This is a genomic window from Glaciecola sp. 1036 (genome assembly GCF_050306235.1).
Lineage (GTDB): Bacteria > Pseudomonadota > Gammaproteobacteria > Enterobacterales > Alteromonadaceae > Glaciecola.
The window spans coordinates 138,523-162,024 of sequence record NZ_JBLWFH010000007.1 but is presented as its reverse complement, the minus strand read 5'-3'; the positions used below and the strand labels follow the sequence as shown (position 1 = coordinate 162,024).

At 40.0% G+C, this 23,502-nt stretch carries 17 protein-coding genes; 7 read left to right on the top strand and 10 right to left on the bottom strand.

From position 1 onward, the window contains the following. Positions 1–56: 56 nt before the first annotated feature. The 3 genes from ACNKW3_RS12115 (at position 57) to ACNKW3_RS12105 (ending at position 5,180) form a co-directional block, all read left to right on the top strand. Positions 57–1,208 (top strand): efflux RND transporter periplasmic adaptor subunit, encoded by a 1,152-nt coding sequence (locus ACNKW3_RS12115; protein ID WP_427399558.1) that lies wholly within the window; start codon positions 57–59, stop codon positions 1,206–1,208. Next, positions 1,208–4,366, top strand: coding sequence for an efflux RND transporter permease subunit (locus ACNKW3_RS12110; protein WP_427399557.1), 3,159 nt, complete (start codon positions 1,208–1,210; stop codon positions 4,364–4,366). Before ACNKW3_RS12115 ends, ACNKW3_RS12110 begins: the two co-directional genes overlap by 1 nt. Positions 4,367–4,487: 121 nt before the next feature. Continuing rightward, positions 4,488–5,180 carry a DUF2982 domain-containing protein gene (locus ACNKW3_RS12105; protein ID WP_427399556.1) on the top strand — a complete coding sequence of 231 codons (693 nt, stop codon included), beginning with the start codon at positions 4,488–4,490 and terminating at the stop codon, positions 5,178–5,180. A 4-nt stretch (positions 5,181–5,184) separates the two neighbouring features. Here the strand turns inward: ACNKW3_RS12105 and ACNKW3_RS12100 are convergent, their stop codons facing one another. Next, positions 5,185–8,340 carry an ATP-binding protein gene (locus ACNKW3_RS12100; protein ID WP_427399555.1) on the bottom strand — a complete coding sequence of 1,052 codons (3,156 nt, stop codon included), beginning with the start codon at positions 8,338–8,340 and terminating at the stop codon, positions 5,185–5,187. A gap of 125 nt (positions 8,341–8,465) precedes the next feature. Between ACNKW3_RS12100 and parC the strand changes: the two genes are divergently transcribed. After that, positions 8,466–10,760 (top strand): DNA topoisomerase IV subunit A, encoded by a 2,295-nt coding sequence (gene parC, locus ACNKW3_RS12095; protein WP_427399554.1) that lies wholly within the window; start codon positions 8,466–8,468, stop codon positions 10,758–10,760. A gap of 35 nt (positions 10,761–10,795) precedes the next feature. On the opposite strand, the gene ACNKW3_RS12090 is transcribed toward parC, so the two are convergent. The 8 genes from ACNKW3_RS12090 to rpe form a co-directional block, all read right to left on the bottom strand. Next, positions 10,796–11,602 (bottom strand): DUF1338 domain-containing protein, encoded by an 807-nt coding sequence (locus ACNKW3_RS12090; RefSeq protein WP_427399553.1) that lies wholly within the window; start codon positions 11,600–11,602, stop codon positions 10,796–10,798. A gap of 11 nt (positions 11,603–11,613) precedes the next feature. Further along, the gene (astD, locus tag ACNKW3_RS12085) at positions 11,614–13,083 is read right to left on the bottom strand and encodes a succinylglutamate-semialdehyde dehydrogenase (protein ID WP_427399552.1); all 1,470 of its coding nucleotides are present in this window, start codon (positions 13,081–13,083) and stop codon (positions 11,614–11,616) included. Between the two features lie 11 nt (positions 13,084–13,094). Then, positions 13,095–14,138, bottom strand: a complete 1,044-nt coding sequence (astA, locus tag ACNKW3_RS12080; protein WP_427399551.1) for an arginine N-succinyltransferase — start codon at positions 14,136–14,138, stop codon at positions 13,095–13,097. Positions 14,139–14,140: 2 nt separating this feature from the next. Next, positions 14,141–15,352, bottom strand: a complete 1,212-nt coding sequence (locus ACNKW3_RS12075) for an aspartate aminotransferase family protein (RefSeq protein ID WP_427399550.1) — start codon at positions 15,350–15,352, stop codon at positions 14,141–14,143. A gap of 375 nt (positions 15,353–15,727) precedes the next feature. Beyond that, positions 15,728–16,927 carry an HDOD domain-containing protein gene (locus tag ACNKW3_RS12070; protein ID WP_427399549.1) on the bottom strand — a complete coding sequence of 400 codons (1,200 nt, stop codon included), beginning with the start codon at positions 16,925–16,927 and terminating at the stop codon, positions 15,728–15,730. A 9-nt stretch (positions 16,928–16,936) separates the two neighbouring features. Continuing rightward, on the bottom strand, positions 16,937–17,515 hold the full coding sequence (locus tag ACNKW3_RS12065; RefSeq protein WP_427399548.1) for an anthranilate synthase component II: 579 nt from the start codon (positions 17,513–17,515) through the stop codon (positions 16,937–16,939). 2 nt (positions 17,516–17,517) lie between these two features. After that, the gene (trpS, locus tag ACNKW3_RS12060; protein WP_427399547.1) at positions 17,518–18,531 is read right to left on the bottom strand and encodes a tryptophan--tRNA ligase; all 1,014 of its coding nucleotides are present in this window, start codon (positions 18,529–18,531) and stop codon (positions 17,518–17,520) included. A gap of 11 nt (positions 18,532–18,542) precedes the next feature. Beyond that, entirely contained in the window at positions 18,543–19,199 is a 657-nt protein-coding gene (gene rpe, locus ACNKW3_RS12055; RefSeq protein WP_427399546.1) for a ribulose-phosphate 3-epimerase, read from the bottom strand. Positions 19,200–19,528: 329 nt separating this feature from the next. Here rpe and ACNKW3_RS12050 point away from each other — a divergent pair, with 329 nt between their 5' ends. The 3 genes from ACNKW3_RS12050 (at position 19,529) to ACNKW3_RS12040 (ending at position 20,746) form a co-directional block, all read left to right on the top strand. Beyond that, positions 19,529–20,158 carry a TorF family putative porin gene (locus tag ACNKW3_RS12050; protein ID WP_427399545.1) on the top strand — a complete coding sequence of 210 codons (630 nt, stop codon included), beginning with the start codon at positions 19,529–19,531 and terminating at the stop codon, positions 20,156–20,158. Between the two features lie 97 nt (positions 20,159–20,255). Further along, on the top strand, positions 20,256–20,555 hold the full coding sequence (locus tag ACNKW3_RS12045; RefSeq protein ID WP_427399544.1) for a hypothetical protein: 300 nt from the start codon (positions 20,256–20,258) through the stop codon (positions 20,553–20,555). Between the two features lie 5 nt (positions 20,556–20,560). After that, positions 20,561–20,746 (top strand): DUF2970 domain-containing protein, encoded by a 186-nt coding sequence (locus ACNKW3_RS12040; protein WP_427399543.1) that lies wholly within the window; start codon positions 20,561–20,563, stop codon positions 20,744–20,746. A 47-nt stretch (positions 20,747–20,793) separates the two neighbouring features. Here the strand turns inward: ACNKW3_RS12040 and ACNKW3_RS12035 are convergent, their stop codons facing one another. Then, positions 20,794–23,196, bottom strand: coding sequence for a putative bifunctional diguanylate cyclase/phosphodiesterase (locus ACNKW3_RS12035; protein ID WP_427399542.1), 2,403 nt, complete (start codon positions 23,194–23,196; stop codon positions 20,794–20,796). Positions 23,197–23,502: the final 306 nt, after the last annotated feature.

Below are 23,502 nucleotides of genomic sequence, written 5' to 3'. Positions count from 1 at the left end.
AGTATTTATATTCTAGTATTGCACAAAAACATCTTATCGCCAACTTAGGAAATTAAATGCAGGCTAATCGTAGCAAACTTTTAGTGATACTGACCATATGCTTTATCAGTTTAGCGCTTTTGTTGTGGTTGTCTGGGAAAAATCAAAGTGGGGCAGCTGATAACGCGAAGATCATGGTGGTGCAGGATGCTAAGGTTCGGTTTATAGAAGCACAACAGGTTGAGCAATACATTCGTCAACGCAAAGTATTTGGTCAATTACAAGCTCGTCAACAGGCCAATCTTGGCTTTGATAGAAGTGGCACTATAGCCACTATTTTGGCCGAAGAAGGCGCTTTGGTTGAAAATGGACAAGCACTGGCTAGCATGGATATCAAAAGATTGGTTTCCCAGCGCGAAGAATTAAAAGCGAGTCTGCAAAGAGCAAAGGCCGAAGCAAAACTATCCCTAATTAATCGTAAACGTGTGACTGACCTAGTGGAAGCAAAACTAGAGCCTAGGCAGCGTTTAGATGAAGCTCAGGCTAAGTTAGAAGCAGATAATGCCATAGTGAATGAGATAGAAGCAAGATTACTGACCCTTGAAGTTGAGATCGAAAAATCCACAATATTCGCGCCTTTTTCAGGACAAATTATAACCCAGAACGTTGACGCAGGGGCGGTAGTCAATGCGGGACAGGTTATTTTTCAATTAATTGATAACCATGCACTGGAAGCTAAATTCGGACTACCGGAAAAGACCGCTTTTCTACTCAATACTGTAGAGGATTTTGCTATTTCAATTGACGGGAACAAGGTACATGCAGAATTAAAGTCTATTAGTTTAAATAGAAATAGCGCGACTCGAACCATGGATGCAATTTTTTCAATTTACCCTGACAGTAAAAAGCAAGTAGTGACTGGGGATCTAGTGGTATTAAGTGTTGACATTCCGTACGCAAAATCAGGTGTTTGGTTGCCACTAAGCGCACTTTCTAGTGGTGTACGAGGTATGTGGTCGGTCTTAGTCGTAGATGAGAACAATCTGCTAGTTTCCAAATTAGTCATAGTTGAGCAAGTTGCTGATAATAAAGTGTTTGTCAGTGGGGCGATTAAGCAAGGCGACAAGGTCGTAATTGAGGGAACACACAGGCTCTCGCCGGGCCAACTGGTAAGTAATACCCAACGAGTAAATGATTGGGAATCAACGATTAGCATGGATGCGTACTAGTGGAAACGTCAAATAATCATTTTCCCTGGTACAGTGCTTTTTTTCGGAAAGGGCATTTACTTGCGTTAAGCATTATCATTTTATTGGTTGCAGGCATGTCAGCACTGCAAAATCTGCCAAGACTAGAGGATCCCAGAATCGATCTTCGCAATGTGATGGTATTAACCAGTTATCCTGGTGCTTCTGCAGAACGCGTTGAGGCGTTAGTCACTGATGTGCTAGAAGATGAATTGCGGCAGTTATACGAAATCAAAGAAATCAAATCTACATCCAAAGCTGGCTTCTCTTCCATTCTAGTCGAGTTACAAGATTGGGTAGATGCTTCGAATAATCAGCAAATATTTGCCAAAATACGCGATGCAATGGATGATGCGGCCAAAATGTTTCCCGCAGGTGTAAACCCTCCGATACTTGAAGATAAGCGAGGGGCTACTGCATTTACCGCTATTTATGCCATCACAACGCCTGAACAACAAACATTGGATTTAACCTATTTAGGACGTATGGCTGCTGAATTTGCAGATCAAATGCGAAACGTTGCTGGCACAGAATTGGTTCGAATTTATGGCGCGCCGGAAGAGGAAATTACCGTCGACCTTGATATTCAGCAATTGGCAGCCGCTGGTTTAACTATTGAACAGGTAGCACAACGAATTGCCAGCGCAGATGCAAAGCTTCCAGCCGGTATATTGCGAAACACTGAACGAGATATTCGTGTTCAGGTATCCCAACCTTTAAGTTCGGTCGCCATTATTGAGGATATTCCGCTATTCACATCAAGCAGCGATTATCTTCGAGTAGGTGATATTGCTCAAGTACGACGAGAAGCAAAATCCCCTAACAGTGAAATAGCATTACTCAATGCCAAGCAGACGATTTTTATTGCCATTCGCATGCAAAAAAACGTCCGAATCGATACTTGGACTGATTCACTGCAATTAAAAGCGGATAATTTCAACCAAACCTTTGCTGGTAGTGTGCATGCGAAAGTTGTGTTTGAACAAAATCAATATACCCAAGAAAGATTAACTGAACTAAGTACTAACTTACTTATGGGCTCAGTAGTGGTAATGCTAGTTGTACTTCTTTTTATGGGTGCTAGAGCAGCTTGGATAGTGGGTTTAGCGCTACCTTTATGTGCTGCATTTACGGTATTTTCGTTGAGTTTTTTCAACCAACAAATTCATCAGATGTCGATTTTTGGGATCATTATTGCCATTGGTTTATTAATCGATAATGCCATTGTGATAACCGATGAAATCCGCATCAATTTGTTGCAAAAATCACTTACAAGACTAGAGGTTTTGATAAAGAGTATTCGACATCTGTTTTCACCTTTGCTTGCTTCGACGTTAACAACAGTCTTAGGCTTTATGCCGATTTTTCTATTGAACGGTAATATAGGTGATTTTATTGGACCTGTTGCCATCAGTGTCGTCATGGCATTGATTGGTTCATTGAGCATTTCCTTGACTCTGATAGCGGCGTTGGCTGCTCGTTACCTCCCCAGAGATGCTACTGAGGACCATAAGTGGTATCAAAGAGGCATTCAGATGCCAGATGTATCCTTAGCCTTTAAACAATTACTGACCAAATTAATCGCAAAGCCGCTAATAGTGCTACCGACAATAGTATTAATTTGTGCGAGCGGATTTTATTTATCGACTAAGTTAGATAATGTCTTTTTCCCCAGTGCAGACCGAGATCAATTTGAAATCTACGCCTTTGCGCCTAAAGGAGCTTCGCTAAACTTCACATACGAGCAAGTAAAAAAAATTGATAGCTTATTAGCAGAAGAAGAAAATATTACTCAAGTCACTTGGTTAGTGGGAGGTTCTACACCTTCTGTTTACTATAACCAAGTGATGACTCGAGACAACAGCCCTGATTTTGCCAACGCGGTAATAACCACAGATTCAGTCACCGCAGCAAAAGATCTTATTAGTAAATTACAATTTCGTTTGCAAGATGCGTTTCCTGGACTGCAAATTGTGGTGCGTAAATTTGGACAAGGACCGCCTATTCCTGCGCCTATCGAAGTGGATATTTTTGGGCCAGATATCGAAGTCTTAGCTTCTTTGGGGCAACAAGTAACTCTGTTAATGTCGCAAACTCCAGGGATAACTCAGTCAATTAAGAGCATGTCACTAGATGAAGCAGAAATTATTTATCAGGTGTCAGAAAATGAAAGCTATCTTAGCCAATTAGCATTGAATCAAATTGCATCTCAGTTGCAACAGGCACTGGTTGGCGCGACCGGCGGTAGTGTATTAGAAGGCACTGAGGAACTCCCTGTGCGGGTGCGTATTGCAGATTCACAGCGCAAAAGCCTGGAAGAAGTCGATGCTTTGCCGCTGTTATCGTCGAATGGAAATCAGGGGATTATTACTGGTGTTGGGGCATTGGGCGCACTAGATCTTGCATCTAGTATCAGTGGGATTACACGAGTTGATGGCGAAAGAGTCATTAAGATTCAAGGATTTTTACTGCCAGACGTGCCAGCAGTGTCAGTAAGTAACAGTTTACGCAATAAATTGCTCGAAGGCGCAATTGACTTACCCAATGGGTATAGCATTAAAATGGCTGGAGACGCAGATGAACAGCAGCAGGCTTTGGGAAAATTAGCAACCTATGCGCCTGTATTGCTGGTGCTAATGGTTACATCTCTTATTTTGAGTTTCTCGAGTGTAAGATTTGCTGTCGTGATTGGCATAGTAGCGATTTTATCTGTTGGCCTGGGTTTTTTAAGTCTATGGTTATCAGGCTTACCGCTAGGATTTAATCCTTTATTAGGCAGTGCAGGACTTATTGGGGTTGCTATTAATGGCTCTATTGTCATTATTGCTGCCATTGCCAGTAACAAAACTGCGATGACAGGTGATATAGAAGCTATCATTACCGAAACTATGGGATGTAGTCGGCATATACTCTCAACTACAGTGACCACTGTAGGCGGTTTAATTCCGTTATTGTTGTTTAGTGATGGTAGCTTTTGGCCTCCGTTGGCAGTGGTTTTAGCCGGTGGCGTTGGATTTTCGGTAATACTTTCATTAGTCTTTACTCCAACCATTATTACTTTGCTTTGTCGGTTGCGGGAAAAACGTCGAAAATTAGTGCATACTTACTACAACAAGAGCAATCAACCCAAATCTGCTTAAATGCCTAAATCTGAAACTTTTAGCCAAAAATTGCGCGCTTGGTGGCATACAGAGTGTGCCTTTTGCCGCCAAATGCGGTATGTAATTCTATGGGCAATTATCATGTTTGCTGTGTATTTTTATGTCTTCAATTGAGCAAATCGACACTATCAATATTAGAGGAACGTCTTCCAATAATGGGATAACCACCTTGTTAATTGGTGGATGTATGCTGTTAGTCGGTATATTGATAATGACCTTACTACCAGAGTTCTTTTTTCTAGTTGGTATATTATTGGTGTCAGCTAGCATAATTGCTTTCACCATGGGTTACTTTAAATTAAAAGAACCTAAACATAGTATGGCTATCTCTAAACAAAGCATTCGGTTTTTTCATCGTCGTGGCGAGTGGCAAATTCAGTGGGATAATGTGCAAAGAATTGACGTACCTAAAGTACGTAAAGGGTTAGAGCACAGAGAACTAGAAATGGTGGGCATAAGACTGAAAGATCCTGAAGTATTTCTGCGTAATATTTCGCCTCGCCTTATTACCTATTTGTTGATGGAGCAACGTCCCTTGGTCTTGCAAATCGAAAAGGAAAATTGCCAATCAGGTAAGTGTTACGGTGACGACCTAATCGAAGACCAGAAATACAAACTCAAAGATGGTAGTTCGTTAAACGGTATAGCGGCTATGTTTGCGAATCGGATGAGAAGACTAAAAGAAGGTTTAGGGTATGATATTTTTATCTCAGTAAACGAGCTGGATAGAAGCCCGCAAGCCTTTGTTAATTTATTGCGTGAGTGCCATCAAAGTTTATTGATTAAGCAATAATACCTTATATTTTTTGCTGGCGGGATTTACGTTTAGACCATTCACTAATGACGTGTTGCATTTCGAAAATGATAGTGGAAAGACTTTCGGTGTAATCTTGCTGTTGATTTTGTTTAATGCTGGTTTCTACTTGGTTTAATAAGCGCTGTAATTTAGGCACGCCAGTATAGCAGCAAGGGCCATGTAATTTGTGTACATGATAAAGAATATCTTCAACTTGTCGTTTTGCTTTTAATTCTTCAAATACAGGGATTTGTTGCTCTAAATTGGCGACTAGTTTATCCATAAATTTAAACGCTTCTTCTTCTGAATTCATTGACCTAGAAATAGCAAGCGCCCAATCAATACTTTTATCATTCAACTCTGGTTCTTCAGTTTCTTCCACTATATTGCTTACCTCAATGGGCGCTTGATGGCACCAAAGTTCGATGATTCTTATCAGCTCATTTTGTTTAATGGGTTTTGGTAAAAAGTCATCTAACCCATTATTCAAAAATTTATCTCTTTCTTCTTTTAGTGCATGGGCTGTAACGGCGATGATAGGCGTTCCTAAGTTGTAGGTAGTTTTTCTCACCATTTTTGCAGCTTGAATACCGTCCATATCAGGCATTTGGATATCCATTAAGATGATATCGTATTCGGTTTGCTCACATTTTTTGATTGCTGTTCTAGCATCGTAAGCGAGATCTAAATTTATGGGGGAGTTTTTCAGCCAAGTTTCAAGCAGACGTAAATTCAACTCCATGTCATCTACTGCTAGCATTCGAATGGCAGGCAAGTCAGTCAATTCTGATTGCTCGGGGTGTGTTTGCGGGATTTTAAACGGTGATTCCAATACTTCTAGCTTTCTTGCCGTTAGTGGAAGACGCACCATATGGGGCGTCACTTGGATCTGTCCAAGTAACTGATTTGACGGCGCAGGGCCAGAATATAGCAAAATAATGAGCGTTGGATCTAGGTCTCTCAAACTACTCAACCATTGACTTCTGTAGGCGAGATATTTATGCGGTAAGGTAATAAAAATATAAGTATCTCTCGTTACCTTTGATTTCATTAGTTCAAGTGTTTCAAACGAGCTAACGTTAAATCCTGATTGTTGTAATTGTTTAACGATCAATCGTCTAGACATGCCCCAGGGGTCAAATACCAAGGCTTTCTTGCCGGCAAAAAAAGGTATTTCAGGCTGAATGGTTTTAGATGTATCTACTTGAAATGGTATTTCCACTGTAAAAGTTGAACCTACCGATGGCTGGCTGGCGACTTTAATGCTGCCATGCATCAAATAAGCGAGTTCTTGACAAATTACCAAACCAAGACCTGTTCCTTGATAGGAACGATTGAGTTCATCATCCAACTGATGGAAAGCCTTAAAAATGTTTTCGATTTCTTCTGGGTTAATACCAATGCCAGAATCAGTCACTTGGATGCGTAAGGTCGCTTCAACACTGGTAGAAAAAATACTTTCGACTTTTAACGAAATGTAGCCGTAATTGGTGAATTTCAACGCATTTCCCAACAAGTTTGTTACCAGTTGTTTTACTTTAAAACTGTCACCAATGAGAAAAGGAGGAAGAGCGTTTACTTCATATAAAAATTCTAATTGTTTTAAATGCGCCGTCTTCGACATGGTCCCAGCAATGTCTTCAAACAGCTCCCTCGGCGAAAAAGGTCTTTCACTTAAGGTCAATAGACCTGCTTCCATTTTTGAAAAGTCTAAAATATCGTTTACTAGATTTAATAAATCAGAAGCTGCAGAGTTAATTATGCGTACATGCTCATCTTTTTCTACCACATTGTTTTTCTTTATCAACTCGCGACTAAAACCAACAATCGCGTTTAACGGGGTTCTAATTTCATGGGACATATTGGCCAAGAATTGTGATTTAACATCACTGGCTTTTTCTGCCTCTTTGCGTGCAAGATCGAGGTGGACATTTTGTTCTTCAATAATGTTAAAGTTGTTTTGTGCATCAGCATTGGCTAGGCGCACCTCTGTTTCTAAATTATAGTGATTTTTACTCACAATAGCGTACAGGAATCCGCCTGCTTGAATGATTTGTGCTGTAATGAATACTTGAGAATTAAAGGTTGCAGTTTGAATAAGTCCACTCAGATATATAGCGGTCATAGTTGCACCTAAACCACAGATTACCCAGCCAACGACTATGACCTGCGCCGGCCCGTATCCTCTGAAATTGCTAGAGGCACTGGCCCAAAAATTGACGAATACACAAGTAAAGCCAAGGCCATACAAGACCATGTAACGAATCTTTTTATCTTCCACACCATAAATCAGAGTTACTAATAAAGTGATAGCAACGAAGATATAAGTGACCAGTGTAATATGAGCGGCTGGGCTGTAGGATTCTTTCGGCAATATAGTGAGATTGAAAAAGCTACCGGTAATGCACATTAATATGAGCAATTCTTCGGGCCTTATCAGATTATGAAGCATGCCAGTGGTTAACGAGAGAGCATGAGCATGACCGCTCCACTTAAACAACCAACAGATAATTATCAAGATGTGTAGAAAAAACACCCCATTGATAAAATCAGGTCTTTGAAAAGAATAAAAAACAGCGTAACCTGCTAATAACAGCGCTGCGCCATAAAATCCTCCCCATAATAAAAAGTCGTACTGATTAAGTTTGTTATGCACGTCGATTTCAGTAATGTGGATAGGCGCAATAATTGATAAGGTCGAAGATGAGGCAAATAAATAAAGTTCTAATGGTCTGTCTTTTGGCAGTTTTACCTTAAAGGTAGGCATTGGATAATATGAGTTTTTTTCTAAAATTCCATCTGAGCCCGAATAGATTAATTTACCTTGGTCATATATATATAATTTAGCTTCGTTAAGCAGCGCGTATCTTATATTGATAACAAAATCTTCAAGCTCAGTTTGATTGGTTAAGCTTGCATGAAACCATAATCCATTATTTGCAAAACCAAAATTTGTGCTTTTTGATCGGGAAAAGGGCAGATAATTTTTATTTGCAAGAAAACGATTAATATCCATTAATTCAGCACGTTGCTGATAGACAGCAAAATACTCATTAGCAAATAAATCAGGATCATTGCCATCAATAATTATGTCTGTCGTGGTTTCTTGTGCAGTGGCAAAAAATGCAAACAACAAGCCCCAGATAAATAAAACCACTTTTATGCGTGAAAACTGCAAAGTAACGTTAAGCTTTTATGAAATTTAAGATACTATGACATAATATAATGACTTCATTGTTTGAAGTATATAAAGCAACCCGATAATTTTTGCAGCACTAGCGTATGAATAACGAAATAACAATAAATAGCGATGGCGTAGAGCAACTCTCTTTAGGAAAATTTACCGAAGACGCTTACTTAAATTACTCCATGTACGTCATTATGGACAGGGCTTTGCCGCATATTGGCGATGGTCTTAAGCCAGTACAAAGACGCATAATTTATGCGATGTCTGATTTGGGTTTGTCAAATAATGCAAAATACAAAAAGTCTGCGCGTACTGTAGGGGACGTATTAGGTAAGTTTCATCCACATGGTGATTCTGCTTGTTATGAAGCTATGGTGTTAATGGCACAGCCCTTTTCTTACCGTTATCCACTGATCGATGGTCAAGGAAACTGGGGAGCTGCAGATGATCCAAAATCATTTGCCGCTATGCGATATACCGAAGCAAGATTATCTAAATTTTCTGAAGTGTTACTTACTGAATTAGGTCAGGGCACGGCAGACTGGATTCCCAACTTTGATGGCACCTTAAATGAACCCAAGGTATTACCTGCGCGCTTGCCTCATATTCTAGTGAATGGTGTCACTGGTATTGCGGTCGGTATGGCCACAGATATACCACCGCACAATGTAAGAGAATTGGCAAATGCTTGTGCCTTGTTGTTAGATAACAGTAAAGCTGAGTTGCATGAGTTGTTAGAGATTGTCCAAGGACCTGATTATCCGACCGATGCTGAAATCATCACCCCAAAAGAAGACATAAAGAAACTTTATGAAACTGGGCGAGGTAGTATTAAAGTCCGTGCCAAATACCACGAAGAAGCGGGTGAGGTAGTAATAACCGCATTACCCCATCAAGCTTCAGGGGCTAAAATACTGGAACAAATTGCAGCCCAAATGCAGGCGAAGAAGCTGCCATTTGTCAGTGATTTACGAGATGAATCAGATCACGAAAATCCGACTCGATTGATAGTAACTCCGCGTTCTAATCGAGTAGACGTTGACCAAGTTATGCAGCATTTGTTTGCCACAACAGATTTAGAAAAAAGCTATCGCGTCAACATAAACATGATTGGTCTGGATGGAAGGCCACAAGTTAAAGATCTTCGCACCATTTTAAATGAGTGGTTGGTGTATCGCAAAGACACTGTGACTCGTCGCTTGCAATATCGATTAGATAAGATCTTGGCACGCTTACATATTTTAGAAGGTTTAATGATTGCCTTCTTAAACATCGACGAAGTAATCGCGATAATTCGCCACGAAGATGAGCCGAAAAAAGAATTAATTAGTCGATTTAACTTAAGTGATAAACAAGCAGAAGCAATTCTAGAACTAAAATTACGTCACTTAGCTAAACTAGAAGAAATTAAAATTAAAACTGAACAAGACGAGCTGTCTAAAGAAAGAGATGCGTTAGAGTTATTGTTAGGTTCAGATCGACGTTTAAAAACCCTAATCAAAAAAGAAATATTAGCGGACGCAGAAAAATACGGTGACGACCGAAGAAGCCCAATCGTCCAGCGTGAAGAAGCTAGAGCCTTATCGGAAAAAGAGTTGGTTCCCTCTGAACCGGTTACTGTTGTCTTGTCTGAGAAAGGTTGGGCAAGATGCGCTAAAGGCCATGATATTGATGCAACCAGTTTAAGTTATAAATCTGGCGATAGCTTTTTGCATTCCGCCAAAGGTCGAAGTAATCAACCTGCCGTCTTTATCGATTCGTCTGGTCGAACATTCTCCTGTGATGCTCACAGTTTGCCTTCCGCAAGAAGCCAAGGAGAGCCGCTCACTGGTCGCTTTAATTTCGTGACTGGCGAACAAGCCCAATATGTGGTTATGGCACAAAACAATCAGCAATATCTAATGGGCTCAGATGCGGGTTACGGTTTTGTGGGTAAATTTGATGATATGCTGACCAAAAACAAAGCAGGTAAGGCTTATGTTAGTTTGCCGACTGCTGCCAAGGTGATGTTGCCAATTCCTGTGGTCGATGTTGAAACAGACTGGTGCCTAACAATTTCAAACCAAGGTCGCATGCTCTTATTCCCACTTCGTGATTTGCCAGCCTTAGGTAAAGGTAAAGGGAATAAGTTGATGAACATTTCTTCGGCTAAAGCAAAAACCAGAGAAGAGTATCTGGTGTATCTACGCGTAGTACCGGAAAATGCCAGTGTCAAAATAATTGCAGGTAAACGAGGAATGACCCTAAGCCCGGCAGATTTATCTCATTATCAAGGTGAAAGAGGACGTAGAGGTAACAAATTACCTAGAGGCTTACAGCGTGTAGATGACATTGAAATTGTGCTTCCTAAAGCGCCTGAAATATCTGATCCCGAACAAACAGAGGAATAGCAGTCAGGTCCAGTAGGACCTGACCCAAAGCTTAGTTATTTAGCGTTAGTACTTTCAAAAATTTTATCAGCTGATGCTGCTACAAACCCCTGATAGAGTTCGCCTGAAGGAAGATTGAATCTTTCCGCAAATTCATAAAAACAGCTTGGAATAGTGAGTTCTGTATCGCTGAATTTAGCTACTGCGTGATCAGCCATGGTAGACGATTGCGCTAAGCACACATCTTTTCCACCTTTTATCTCGCCACCTGAAGTATTCAATTTATAACCAGCATTTTTAAGAATCTGATTCACTTCTTCTAGTGATTTCACATTTTTCAGGTGATTTACGCTAACAGTAAAATGGTTAGCTCTATAACCCCAAGCTGACATCCAAGCTGCATATTCTGAATGTTCCAACAGGGTTTTATAGTCTTGGCTGGAAACCTGCCAATGGGTACCAGAATACAAAAAGTCCGTTTGATTTACTGCGTCTTCTGGCATTTGATCAATCATTTTATGGATGATGTTTTGTACCTTTTCAGGCATTTCTTCGACTCTGAGTTCACTAATAAAAACCTTTGGTTTTGTTAAGTCACTATGCTCAAAGTGCTTAGCAGATAGCTTTTTTGCCTCAAAGTCATAATCGCCTTTAGCTTCATAGCCTAAATTTAGTAGGTGTTGGGCTAATTTATCAATACCTACTTTTGGTAAGTTAAAGGTTCGTAATGCAATGTGGTCATTGACGATGTCTGACTGACCGCTCTTATCACCCAGAAGATCATGGATTTTGTCCGCGGAAGGGGTGATTTTTACATAGTCTTGCCACAAGCCAGAAAACAAGGCATCAACATTGGTGTGCATGATAAAACTCCTTAAATAGATAATCCTGGGCTCAAAGATTCTGGTAGTGTTACCGCTTCTAACTCAACAGAAGCTACAGGATAAGCGCAGTAATCTGCAGCGTAAAATGCACTGGCTCTGTGATTACCACTTTCGCCGATACCACCAAATGGGGCAGCACTTGAAGCGCCGGTAATTGGACGATTCCAATTTACTATGCCTGCTCTGATTCTAGGCAAGAAGTAGTCATAGTCCTCACGGCTGTCAGATAGCAGTCCTGCTGATAAACCGAATTTTGTGTTATTTGCCATTTCAATGGCCTGATCAAAATCAAGGTAACGGCAAATTTTTAATAGTGGACCAAAATGCTCTTCATCAGGAATATCGCTAGCATCAGTAATATCAACAATACCTGGAGTTACAAAACCTGTATTTGTATCAAGGTGTTCCATTTTAACCAAGGATTTACCACCCTTTGCTAAAATTGCTTCTTGGGCATTTACCATCATTGCTGCCGCTTTTGCTGAAATCATAGCACCCATAAATGGCTGCTCTTCCGCATCATAATGACCAACAACAATGGCTTTTGTCGCCTCAACCAATTTGTCAATTAGTTGGTCGCCTGCATTACCTTGGGGAATATATAAACGTCTAGCACAAGTACAGCGTTGGCCAGAGGTTACAAAAGCAGATTGAATTATATCGTGTACTGCGGCCTTGGTATCTTCTACTTGGGTGACGATTAAGGGGTTATTACCGCCCATTTCCAAAGCTAGAATTTTGCCAGGTTCGCCAGCAAACTGTTGGTGAAGCACTTTACCCGTAGTAGAACTTCCAGTAAAAAATAGCCCGTCGATTTGAGGATGAGCAGCAAGACTTTTGCCTGTTTCGACTTGTCCTTGCACTAGATTGAGTACGCCTGCCGGTAATCCAGCTTGTTCCCATAATTTGACCATAAACTCGGCCACTTTAGGGGTTAGATCACTGGGTTTAAATACCACTGTATTACCCGCTATCAACGCAGGGACAATATGCCCATTTGGCAAATGACCCGGAAAGTTATAGGGGCCAAATACGGCAACAACGCCGTGAGGGCGATGACGCAAAATTGCTTTTCCCGCAGGCATAGGGTTTTCTGTTGTGCCAGTGCGTTCATGATAAGCGCGCTCAGAAATAGCGATTTTGCCAATCATTGCGGCTGCTTCAGTGGCGGTTTCCCATAAAGGTTTACCGGTTTCTTCTGCAATAATCTGGGCTAATGCTTGTTTATTGCTTTCTAAGGCTTCCTTATAGGCTTGAACGAAAACTAAGCGAGCTTCTAAGCTCATTAACGACCATTCCGGAAATGCTTGTCTGGCAGCATTTACTGCTTGACCTACTTGGTCTGAGGTTGCTGTTTCACCTTCCCAGATGCTTTTATTTTTTGCTGGGTCTATGGATTGAAAAGTATCGCCATTACCGGCAATCCACTTTCCATTGATAAAGTGTATGTTCTGTCGCATAGGTACTCCTATTATTTGATTTGACGAGGTCTCGTCGGGCAAGGGGTATAGCGAATAGAATCTCCGTCTGAGATCAATAACGCCTTAGCCGTTGACGCCGTCATAAGCATGTCACCATTATCGTTTTTATGCATTTTGGTCATACATGCTCTAAAGTCGGAAACGTAATTATTAATTACGATATAATTTGGACTGTGTTCAGGTAGGCTATCTACTACTTGAATACTAGCTTTTTGGCTTGATTTTACTGTTTCTATATTTTCTACATGGGCTTCAACCGTGGGGCCTGCATCAAAAATATCCACATAGCCTCGGTGTTTAAAACCTTCTTTTTCTAACATGCTAAGCGCGGGTCTGGTTTTTTCATGGACTTTACCAATACAAGCTTGAGCATCTTTAGACAGTAAATTTACATAGATGGGATACTTAGGCATCAATTCGGCGATAAACACCTTATTACCAATGCCGGTTAGATAATCTGCTGTAGGGAAGTCCATGGAGAAAAAGTTGTGTTCCAACCACTCCCAAAATGGGGACTTTCCGTGTTCATCTGACACACCGCGCATTTCTGCAATAACAATATCTGCAAAGCGTTTACGGTGCTGGGCCATAAACAAAAAGCGAAAACGAGATAGCAAACGTCCGGCCATACCTTTTCTAGCTTGTTCGCGCAAAAATAAGGTACAGATTTCACTTACACCTGTATAGTCATTACAAAAGGTGAGAATTTCAACCGTATTATGTACACCTAGCTCCCTTGATGCGTGTACTACTTTGCCTCTGTGGTAATGATAAAACGCATCATTAAGGCCCACTGTGGCTTCAATACCAGAGGTGCCAACAACTTCCCCAGTCTCAGTATCTTCCATCACGAATAAATAGGATTGATTACCCGGAGCCAATGGATTGCTTGCAAATGCAAGCTGCGCCACTTCAATTTTTTTGCGCAACAAAGCTTCATTTACTGGTAACGAAGTAAATCCAACACCAGATTCTTGCGCAATGGCAAGCAATGAGGGGTAATCATCTTCCGTGATGGGTCTGATAAGCAACATGATTAGTCTTCTTTAGCTATCAAATTAGCAATTGCGCGGTCAAACCTTTCCAAACCTTCAATGATGTCTTGGTCAGGAATTATTAATGAAGGTGCGAAACGCACAACACTGGCACCCGCAACTAAGCACATAAGATTTTCTTCGGCAGCCGCCATTAAGAAGTCACGAGCTCTACCTTGATATTTTTCATTTAATGCACAACCCAACAGCATGCCTTTGCCTCTAATTTCAGCAAATACCTGATGTTTGTCATTAATTTCCTGCAATTTTTCTCTGAACAGGGCTTCTTTTTTCAGCACACCTTCAAAAATTGCTGGTTGATTAACGATATCCAACACTTTTTCTGCGATCGCACAAGCTAAGGGGTTACCACCGTATGTACTTCCATGTGTTCCCACCTTTAACGATTCCGCTATTTTATCTGTAGTAAGCATAGCGCCAATGGGGAATCCGCCACCCAAGGATTTAGCTGAGGTTAGGATATCTGGCACAACATTGAGGTTCATATAGTCATAAAGTTGACCTGTTCGACCAACACCAGACTGTACTTCATCAAATATTAAAAGGGCATTGTGTTTATCACAAAGTTCACGTACGCCGGCGACAAATGACGCATCAGGTACTATGATGCCGCCTTCACCTTGCATAGGCTCCATCATGACTGCACAGGTTTTATCTGACATATAACCTGCCAACATCTCTAGGTTATTGTATTCAGAATGCACTATGCCGCCAGGCTTAGGACCAAAACCATCGGAATAAGCTGGTTGTCCGCCTACAGTGACAGTGAAAAAGGTACGCCCGTGAAAACCTTGCTTAAATGAGATGATTTGATCTTTTTCTTCACCAAAATGGTCCAGCGCAAAACGACGAGCTAACTTCAGTGCTGCTTCGTTGGCTTCAGCTCCCGAGTTGGCGAAATAAACTTTGTCGGCGAAAGTGGCTTTGACCAACTTTTTGGCTAATCGAAGTGCAGGTTCGTTAGTAAATACATTGCTCAAGTGCCAAAGTTTGCTACCTTGCTCTTGTAATACTTGCACCAATTCTGGATGGCAATGGCCCAATACGTTTACAGCGATGCCGCCTGCAAAATCAATATATTCGCGACCATCTTGATCCCATACGCGAGAACCACTGCCTTTGACCGGTACCATAGCCGCAGGATTATAGTTTGGTACCATTACTTCGTTAAAGGTTTCTCTGGTTACTTGCATATGTTGCACCTCTTTGCTGTTTGTAATTTTCAATACCTATGTTTAACACACTTCTATGTAAAATAAGTTAAAAAATAAATTCAATTTGGATAGTGGCGTGAGTTTTTAAAATCGAAATTTGTAAAAATCATGGCCGTTAATGGCGCATAGTATGCCAGAAAAAAATCGCTGAGTCGCCATGGAAATTTAACTCAACGCTTTGTTTTTAAAGGTCTATGCAGTAAATTGCAGGTAAATTGAATATTTATTTGAAGGATAAAGAGAATTGGGGAAATTACTGAATAAATAAGCCCCATTGCGAGATTAATGGACGAAGTCGTAAAAATATTAACTTTTAAACATCTTTAATATGAATAATCATGCAGTAAAAAATTTTTATTCTCCTTCTATTTTTTCTGCGATTCTAAGCTCTAACCCAGTTAAATTGGTGTTAGACAATAACGAAACATCTTGTGCTGTAATGCCGTAATTTCTTAAATAAAGCTGGGATACTTCTTTCGTAATTAACTGGCTAGATTGCAATAGCTTAAACTGCATAAACCCGTGGGATTTAAACAATAAACTCGTTAAGGGATGTAATTTGTTTTGTTCGATATATTTATATGTAGTTTGGCGAATACGAGTATAATCGTCGTAACCAGGCGTGATCATTAACCAGCGCATGTTTAATGAAGCCATCATCTCAACCGTGGCTTTGAGCGCAAACTTCTTCCAAAAAAGAACCAGATACTTGGATGATGGTGCAATGTTAATTAAGGCTTTGGCTAAATTACGATCTTCTTTTTTACGCGCAGCAATGACGTGATCGCGCAATTTAAGGTCGAACATTTTAATGTACATTTGCGCAATTGCGGCTCTGCCTATGGTAGAGAACAAACCTAGGTTAAAGCCGATATGCTCTTTAATGCCCATGCTAGGGGCTAAAATGCGCGCTACATTACCTGTACCTATGGTGTACAACCACAGATGTTTATGAATATCAGGAATATAATCATTTTTGACAGGCACGAAGTGTTTTGCAATTAAAACGGGAATCAATTTGCGTAGGCTTTCAATACCAATGAAACTCAATGCGGCTCTAAGTGTTTTAATTATCAGTGGATGCCCGTGAGAATCTAAGCGGCGATATTTTGGTTGGCGAATAAAATTAATAATACTTTTATCCAGCCAAGGTAATTGTTCAATGCAAGCTACTAAACGTGAAATAGAGCAAGACTCAGTGTACAAAATATCTAAAAGTTTACCCACGATAGGATCGAATTTCAGCGTTGATTTCATTATTTCAGCGGGATCTTTTAGAAGCTTTTCCATATCTAGAATTAGCTGGTCATGAAACAACTTTTCTACCTTGTCTTGGTAGGAATGTTCTTCCGTCGCTTCTTCTTCACGCTTACGATTCGCCACTTCTTCGATGAACAATAGTTCGCGTCTGGCTTCGAACTGTTCAGAATCTTCAAGTTCCTGCATTTTCCGAGTTTTACGCCCCGACGCAATAATAGCCTCGTCCATAGAAACAAGGTAATATTCAAACCTATCATTGATGATATTGGTCAGTTGAGTAACGCTTTCTTTCATCTTTGGTGACTATCCATTTTGAACAAAATTCAACAACATTTGATGTCCATATTCTGTAAGCAATGATTCTGGATGGAACTGAATACCATAAACGCGATTTTTTCTATCTTCTATGGCCATAATTTCAGTGTCTTCAAAATCGTTACACCAAGCACTTACTGTAAAACTATCCGGAAGCGTATCTGGGTCGATAATCAAAGAATGATAGCGAGTAACAGATAAACTTCTGGCACAATTGTTAAACAGCACGCTGTCATTAAGTGTACTTACGCGAGACGTTTTACCATGCCGGATATGTTTAGCCCTGATAATTGATGCTCCTGCTTGTTGCGCAATTGCTTGATGTCCTAAACAGACACCAAGGATTGGCTTTCGGCCTTTAAAGGCCGAAATTGCCGGTATCGAAATTCCTGATTCATCAGGAGAGCAGGGGCCAGGAGAGATTACAAGATGATCAAATTTAAGCTCATAAAGGGCATTTAAATCAATTTGGTCATTTTTATAAACAACTACTGACTGGTCCAATTCCTCAAAATATAGTGCAAGATTAAAGGTAAACGAGTCGTAGTTATCAATAATTACAACCACTATTAAGGTCTACCTAAGAACCCCAACGCACAGTACACTCTATTGAGAGTATCGGCAGCCAGTGTTTTTGCTTTAGCGCTACCTTCACGCATCACCTTGTCCAGATAAGTCTGGTCACTTCGTACACGTTGAAATTCATCTTGAATGGGCTGTATTAACGCTACAACGGCGTCAGCAACATCGGTTTTAAGGTGGCCATACATCTTATCTTCATATTCTGGTACTAAAGAGTCTATGGATTTACCAGTGGCACAGGATAACAAGGAAAGTAAGTTAGAAACCCCAGGCTTTTCAGCTACATCAAAATAGATACGCGCTTGTTCGTCACTATCGGTGACGGCACGTTTTATTTTCTTTGCGACTTTTTTTGGGTCTTCTAATAATCCGACAAAATTATTGGTGTTGGCGTCAGATTTAGACATTTTTTTGCTTGGTTCTTGCAAACTCATTACTCGAGCACCTTCTTTGGGAATAAAAGGTTCTGGCAGAGTAAATATGTCGCTGTAAATGTTATTAAAACGTGTGGCAATATCGCGAGTTAACTCTAAATGCTGCTTCTGATCTTCACCGATGGGAACTTCATTTGCTTGATACAACAATATGTCTGCAGCTTGAAGCACTGGATAAGTATATAAACCAACATTAATGTTATTGCTATGGGTTTGAGATTTATCTTTAAACTGAGTCATACGGTTAAGTTCACCCATTTGAGTGAAGCAATTAAGCGCCCATGCAAGCTGAGCATGTTCGGGAACATGGGATTGCATAAAAATTGTACTTTTCATGGGGTCTATACCGCATGCAATGTAAAGCGCTAAACCGTCTAAGCAAGCTTGGCGTAGTTTTTCTGGATCTTGGCGGACAGTAATGGCATGTAAGTCGACTATCATGTAGACACAATCATGAGTATCTTGCATGGCTATCCACTGTTTTAGGGCCCCCATATAATTACCAATGGTAAGTTGTCCGCTGGGTTGACATCCACTTAATACTTTAGGTTTTTGTGAAGTTGACACTCAATACTTCCTTATTTACTTGCTACTTGTCTTAATTGATTGATTGTTGTTTGATAATTGTCACTATTGAATATGGCAGATCCTGCTACAAATATTGAAGCCCCCGCGTTGTAACAGTCTGAGATGGTATCTGCATTAATTCCCCCATCAACTTCAATAGGAATATCAAGATTACGGGCTTCAAGCATACTTTTCAGACGTTTTATTTTGTCAATAGTTGACGGAATAAAGCTTTGGCCGCCATAACCAGGATTGACTGACATTAGAAGCACATAATCTAGCATTGGCAATACTTCTTCTAGCACTGTTAGTGAGGTACCGGGATTTAAGACTAAACCCGCTTTGCAACCTTTACTTTTGATAAGATTAATGCTGCGATCTAGGTGTAAACTAGCCTCGGGATGAAAACTGATCATACTTGCTCCGGCATCAGCGAATGCAACTATTAGGTCATCGACTGGCGTCACCATCAAATGGACGTCAATTGGCTTATCGAGACCAAACTTTACCAAATCACTGCAGATTTTGGGTCCAAAAGTGAGATTAGGGACATAATGGTTGTCCATTACATCGAAATGCACTATGTCGGCACCAGCTTGAATAACATCTGCTACTTCTTGACCTAATTTTGTGAAATCTGCAGATAATATTGATGGCGCAATAAGCATGCTTTTTCCTTAAGTAATTCGTACCCCGAGAGTGTACCGAAAACTATCATCAATTTGAAAATCTTTATTTTTGCTTTAATTTGGTGAGGATGCATATTTTTGGTGCATTTAGATTTTTTATTTTGTATATTACGGCCCGCTAAGTCACGAACTCAAACTCGCAAATAATAAAAAAATGTTAAAAAACAGTAATGTAAACAAAATTTAATATTTTTAATAGGGTGGCATTAAGCTTGCTAAAAAGAATCAAGGCTTATAACAAAAATAATTTTAAGCGGCAGATTTTAAATCAAAACGTAAAAAAAATTTTTTCACATTGGAGAACACACATGAAATTTTTTAAAAAAGCGACCTTAGCAGCCAGTGTATTTGCTGGATTGGCTATCTCTTCAGCTGCTCAAGCACAAGAATGGTCTGCTAATGTTGGTTTATTAAGTGAATATCACTTCCGCGGTATCGTTCAAAATTCTACTGCTACTGCTAACGGTGGTGTAGATGTAGAAGCTGGCGGTTTCTATGCTGGTACTTGGGTTGCTGACGTTGAAGAAGGCCTAGAAGTTGATTTATATGCTGGTTACGGTTTTGAATTTGATAATGGACTAAGCTTAGGTGCTGGCGTTACTACTTATCAATACACGGGTGATTTCGATACTCAATATGACGAAATTAACCTTTACGCTGGTATCTCTTACTTTAGCCTAGAGTACACCATTGGTGAAAGAGACGGCGAAGCATTTCCAGATGACAGCTATACATTCACTGGTCTTACTTTCGAATACGAAGGCTTGTCAGCAACTGCTGGTAAATTTGGTGGCGACTACAGCGGTGACTATGTAGAAGTTGGCTATGGTACTACTTTTGAAGGTTTCGATATCGGTGTTGCGTTTATTCTTAGCGACAGCGACTTAGATGATGATGAGACAGTTTATTTCTCAATCGCGAAGAGTTTCGAACTTTAATAAAGTCATTTAAACTTTATTTGTACAACGCCAACATTTAATGTTGGCGTTTTTGTATAAAAAGAGTACACTTTATCAAGTTAAAAGGGAGACTCTGATGAAGAAACACGCTTACAGCTTAAAAAAGTTCTTTGCCAGCTTGTTGTTCACCGCTGTTGTATCAGTAGTGGCAGTTAATGCCCTGATGATCCAGTATAGTGCTCCTTGCAAATCGATTTTATCAACTCACTCAAATGGCGATGTGTTTAGTACGCAACCCTCGATTCAGTCGAACGCCAGCGTTGCATGTAACCGCAATAATCAAAACATAACTTGGCTAACTTGGCTAGCTAACCAATCCGGTAATACCGAGTTTCATTATCTCGATTTGTTAGAACTCCTCAACAGAGAAAAGTAAGCTCGGTGCTTAAACGAATTTTGAGTGTATTGCAGAGCGTATTAGCCGCGTTTTTCGGCGTGCAATCTCAAGCAAAATATAACCAAGATTTCACCCAAAATGATTCTATCCTGCCTTTTATTATTATGGGGATTCTTGTGTTTGCAGTTTTTATTGGAGTGGTTTTAGTATTCGTTAATATAATGCTGTAAAAGACGTCTGCCAAATGCCAAGCTGAGCAGACAGTATTTAATACTGATCAGTGTTGATGCTGTAAAAAATCCACTAGAGCTTCATGTTCGACCGGGCGACAAACTAAATAGCCTTGAATATAATCACACCCCAATAGTTTCAATTGTTCAAAGTGTTCTTCTGTTTCTGCACCTTCAGCGACTATAGGAACAGATAAACCATGCAGCATTTGAGTAAGGGAGCCGACAATCCTTTGTTGTCTTACATCTTTATCGATATTATTTAATAACGACCTATCCAATTTGACGGTATCAAATGGGAAGGCGGTTAAGTAAGAAAGTGAAGAATATCCCGCACCAAAGTCATCAATGGCAATGCGAAAGCCAATTTCTTTGGCTTTATCAATCCATTTTTTGGCTTGATTGAAATTTGATATTAAAGACGTTTCGGTGATTTCTATTTCAATTCTGTGAGGCTCAATATCAAATGAAGACAATTTACTATCTAAAATCAATAACGCCGTATCGTTCACCAATTGCGAGGTACTTAGATTTATTGACACAATAATATCGTCTAGTCCGATGCCATCTAGATAACGAATTTCACCAATGACATTATCAACGATCCATTCGAACAAAGTATTCATATTTTCACTTTCTTCAAGTACATCAATGAATACTAAAGGTGGTATAAACCCTAAAGTAGGGTGTTTCCAACGGCATAAAGCTTCTAATTTTGTCACTACTCTAGATTGACTGGTGACTATAGGTTGGAATACAACAAAAAGCTGTCCATCGGCCAGAGAACTACTGAAATCGTTTTTAATGATAAAGCGTTGTTGCGTGTTTTCACGCATAGATTCATCAAAGAATTTGTAACGATTTTTGCCTTCTTCTTTTGCTTGATACATTGCGATATCTGCGTATCGCAACAGAATATCGGGTTCAATTTCTACCGCTTTTTGCTTAGCGATACCTATGCTAGCACTAATGGTAATGCTGGTATCGTATACATGGAAAGGCGCGGCAAATAGTTCCACCACTTGATCTGCCATTTTTACTAGTGCGTCATTATCTGAATAATTAGTAAAGCAGATAACAAATTCGTCTCCACCGATACGATAAACGCGAATAAATTTGTTGATCACGCCTTTGAGTCTGTATCCAATCTTTTTCAACATGATATCTCCGGCTTCATGCCCCAAGTTATCATTCACCGGTTTAAATCCGTCTAAATCTAAGAAAAAGATGGCGACATTTGATACATGTTGTTCGCGATTCATATTTGCGAGATCTTCGATTAACACGTTTCGCGTGAAAAGGCCTGTAATGCTGTCGATGGTTGCTTGGCGAACAAGTCGTTTTTGCGAATTAGATAATTCTTGTTCATAAGATTCTAGAACATCAATGGCAGTTCTAAATTCATCTTCTAGATCATCAAGTTCGTCGGGGAATATGGTACGTCTTGCTTTGCCTAGCCGATAACGAGCGATATTATATTCTTTAGCACCAATTAATTTAATTGCACGTTTCAACTGATTTATTTTGGAAATAGGGATGATTGAAAATAGCATCAAAAACAATAGAACGCCTAGGGTCATAGCAACGAAGGTGATGATGACTTGTTGTTTTTGTTCTCTCTGCTGAGAGAGCATGACTGACATGTCGCGAACGAATATAAGATCTAGGTTGTCTCCAACACCTTCTAGAGATTCAAACCAAATATAATAGTCTTTATCACCAGCGCTCATCTGTAAGCCTTCTGTTTCTAACTGCTCAATTTGTTCAGGCGTTAACAACAGCTGAAAGATAGGAGTCAGACGCTCTTGGCCGGTCATAAATTCAGAAATGGCGGTGTAACGGGTTAGGGTGTAATCCACAGGGTTTGCTTTTTGCCCTGGCAATAACACAATTACATCGCTGTTGATGATATTGCTTAATAGGTCTATTGATGGTCCCATTTCTGTAAGTACTGACAAAGACCAGTTTTGTTTATTTGAAAGCACTGGAACCGTGGTGGCAAGTTCACACTTGGCATGACAAATTATGTTAGTGCGAGGACTCATAGTCGTTTCAACATTAAACTGCTGTTCTCGCATTTCCTGAGTCGGAAATCGACCGAAATTATAATGTTTATCGTCTTTAGAAAAAGACATAGATTCAAAGGAAAATGTGACCTTGATTCTTGGCCAGTTTTCGCGCAAAAAGCTGTGCACGTTGTCTGGGTCTGAGCCTGCAACGCCGCCTAATCTAACTAACTCTTCAGTAAATGGTAATATTTGGTTGGAAAGGAAATTTTCGAATAGCGTTTTCGCTGAGCGTCTATGAGACTCTTTTATGAGTTGGATATTTTCGTCTAATGCCCGCTTTTGCTGAATACTCACAAAGGTAAAGGAAGCTGCTAAAGATATTACGGCCACAATAATGACCATAAGTAACATCTTGGAAAGCAATCCCCGAATCATATTCATGAATATCCTTAAATTATATATACAGCAACCAAATGAGGCATAAAAGTCTAAAAACTTGCGTATTCTATAAGTATCAATGAAATTTGTAAGCAGAAAGATGAAGCTTTGGTATCCCAAAATACCTGTTTATGCCACTTATCTCAATAAAATCATTGTTTTTTAAACGAATAGGTTCACAGAGCTATTTCCCTGTTGCTCCTCTTAGTATCGGCCATTTTCGTTTTCTTTTTAGTCCAGTGTTGATAAAAAATGGGTGAACAATTACCATGGCTATATCATTAGCCGCTTGTCTAACAGACCATAATA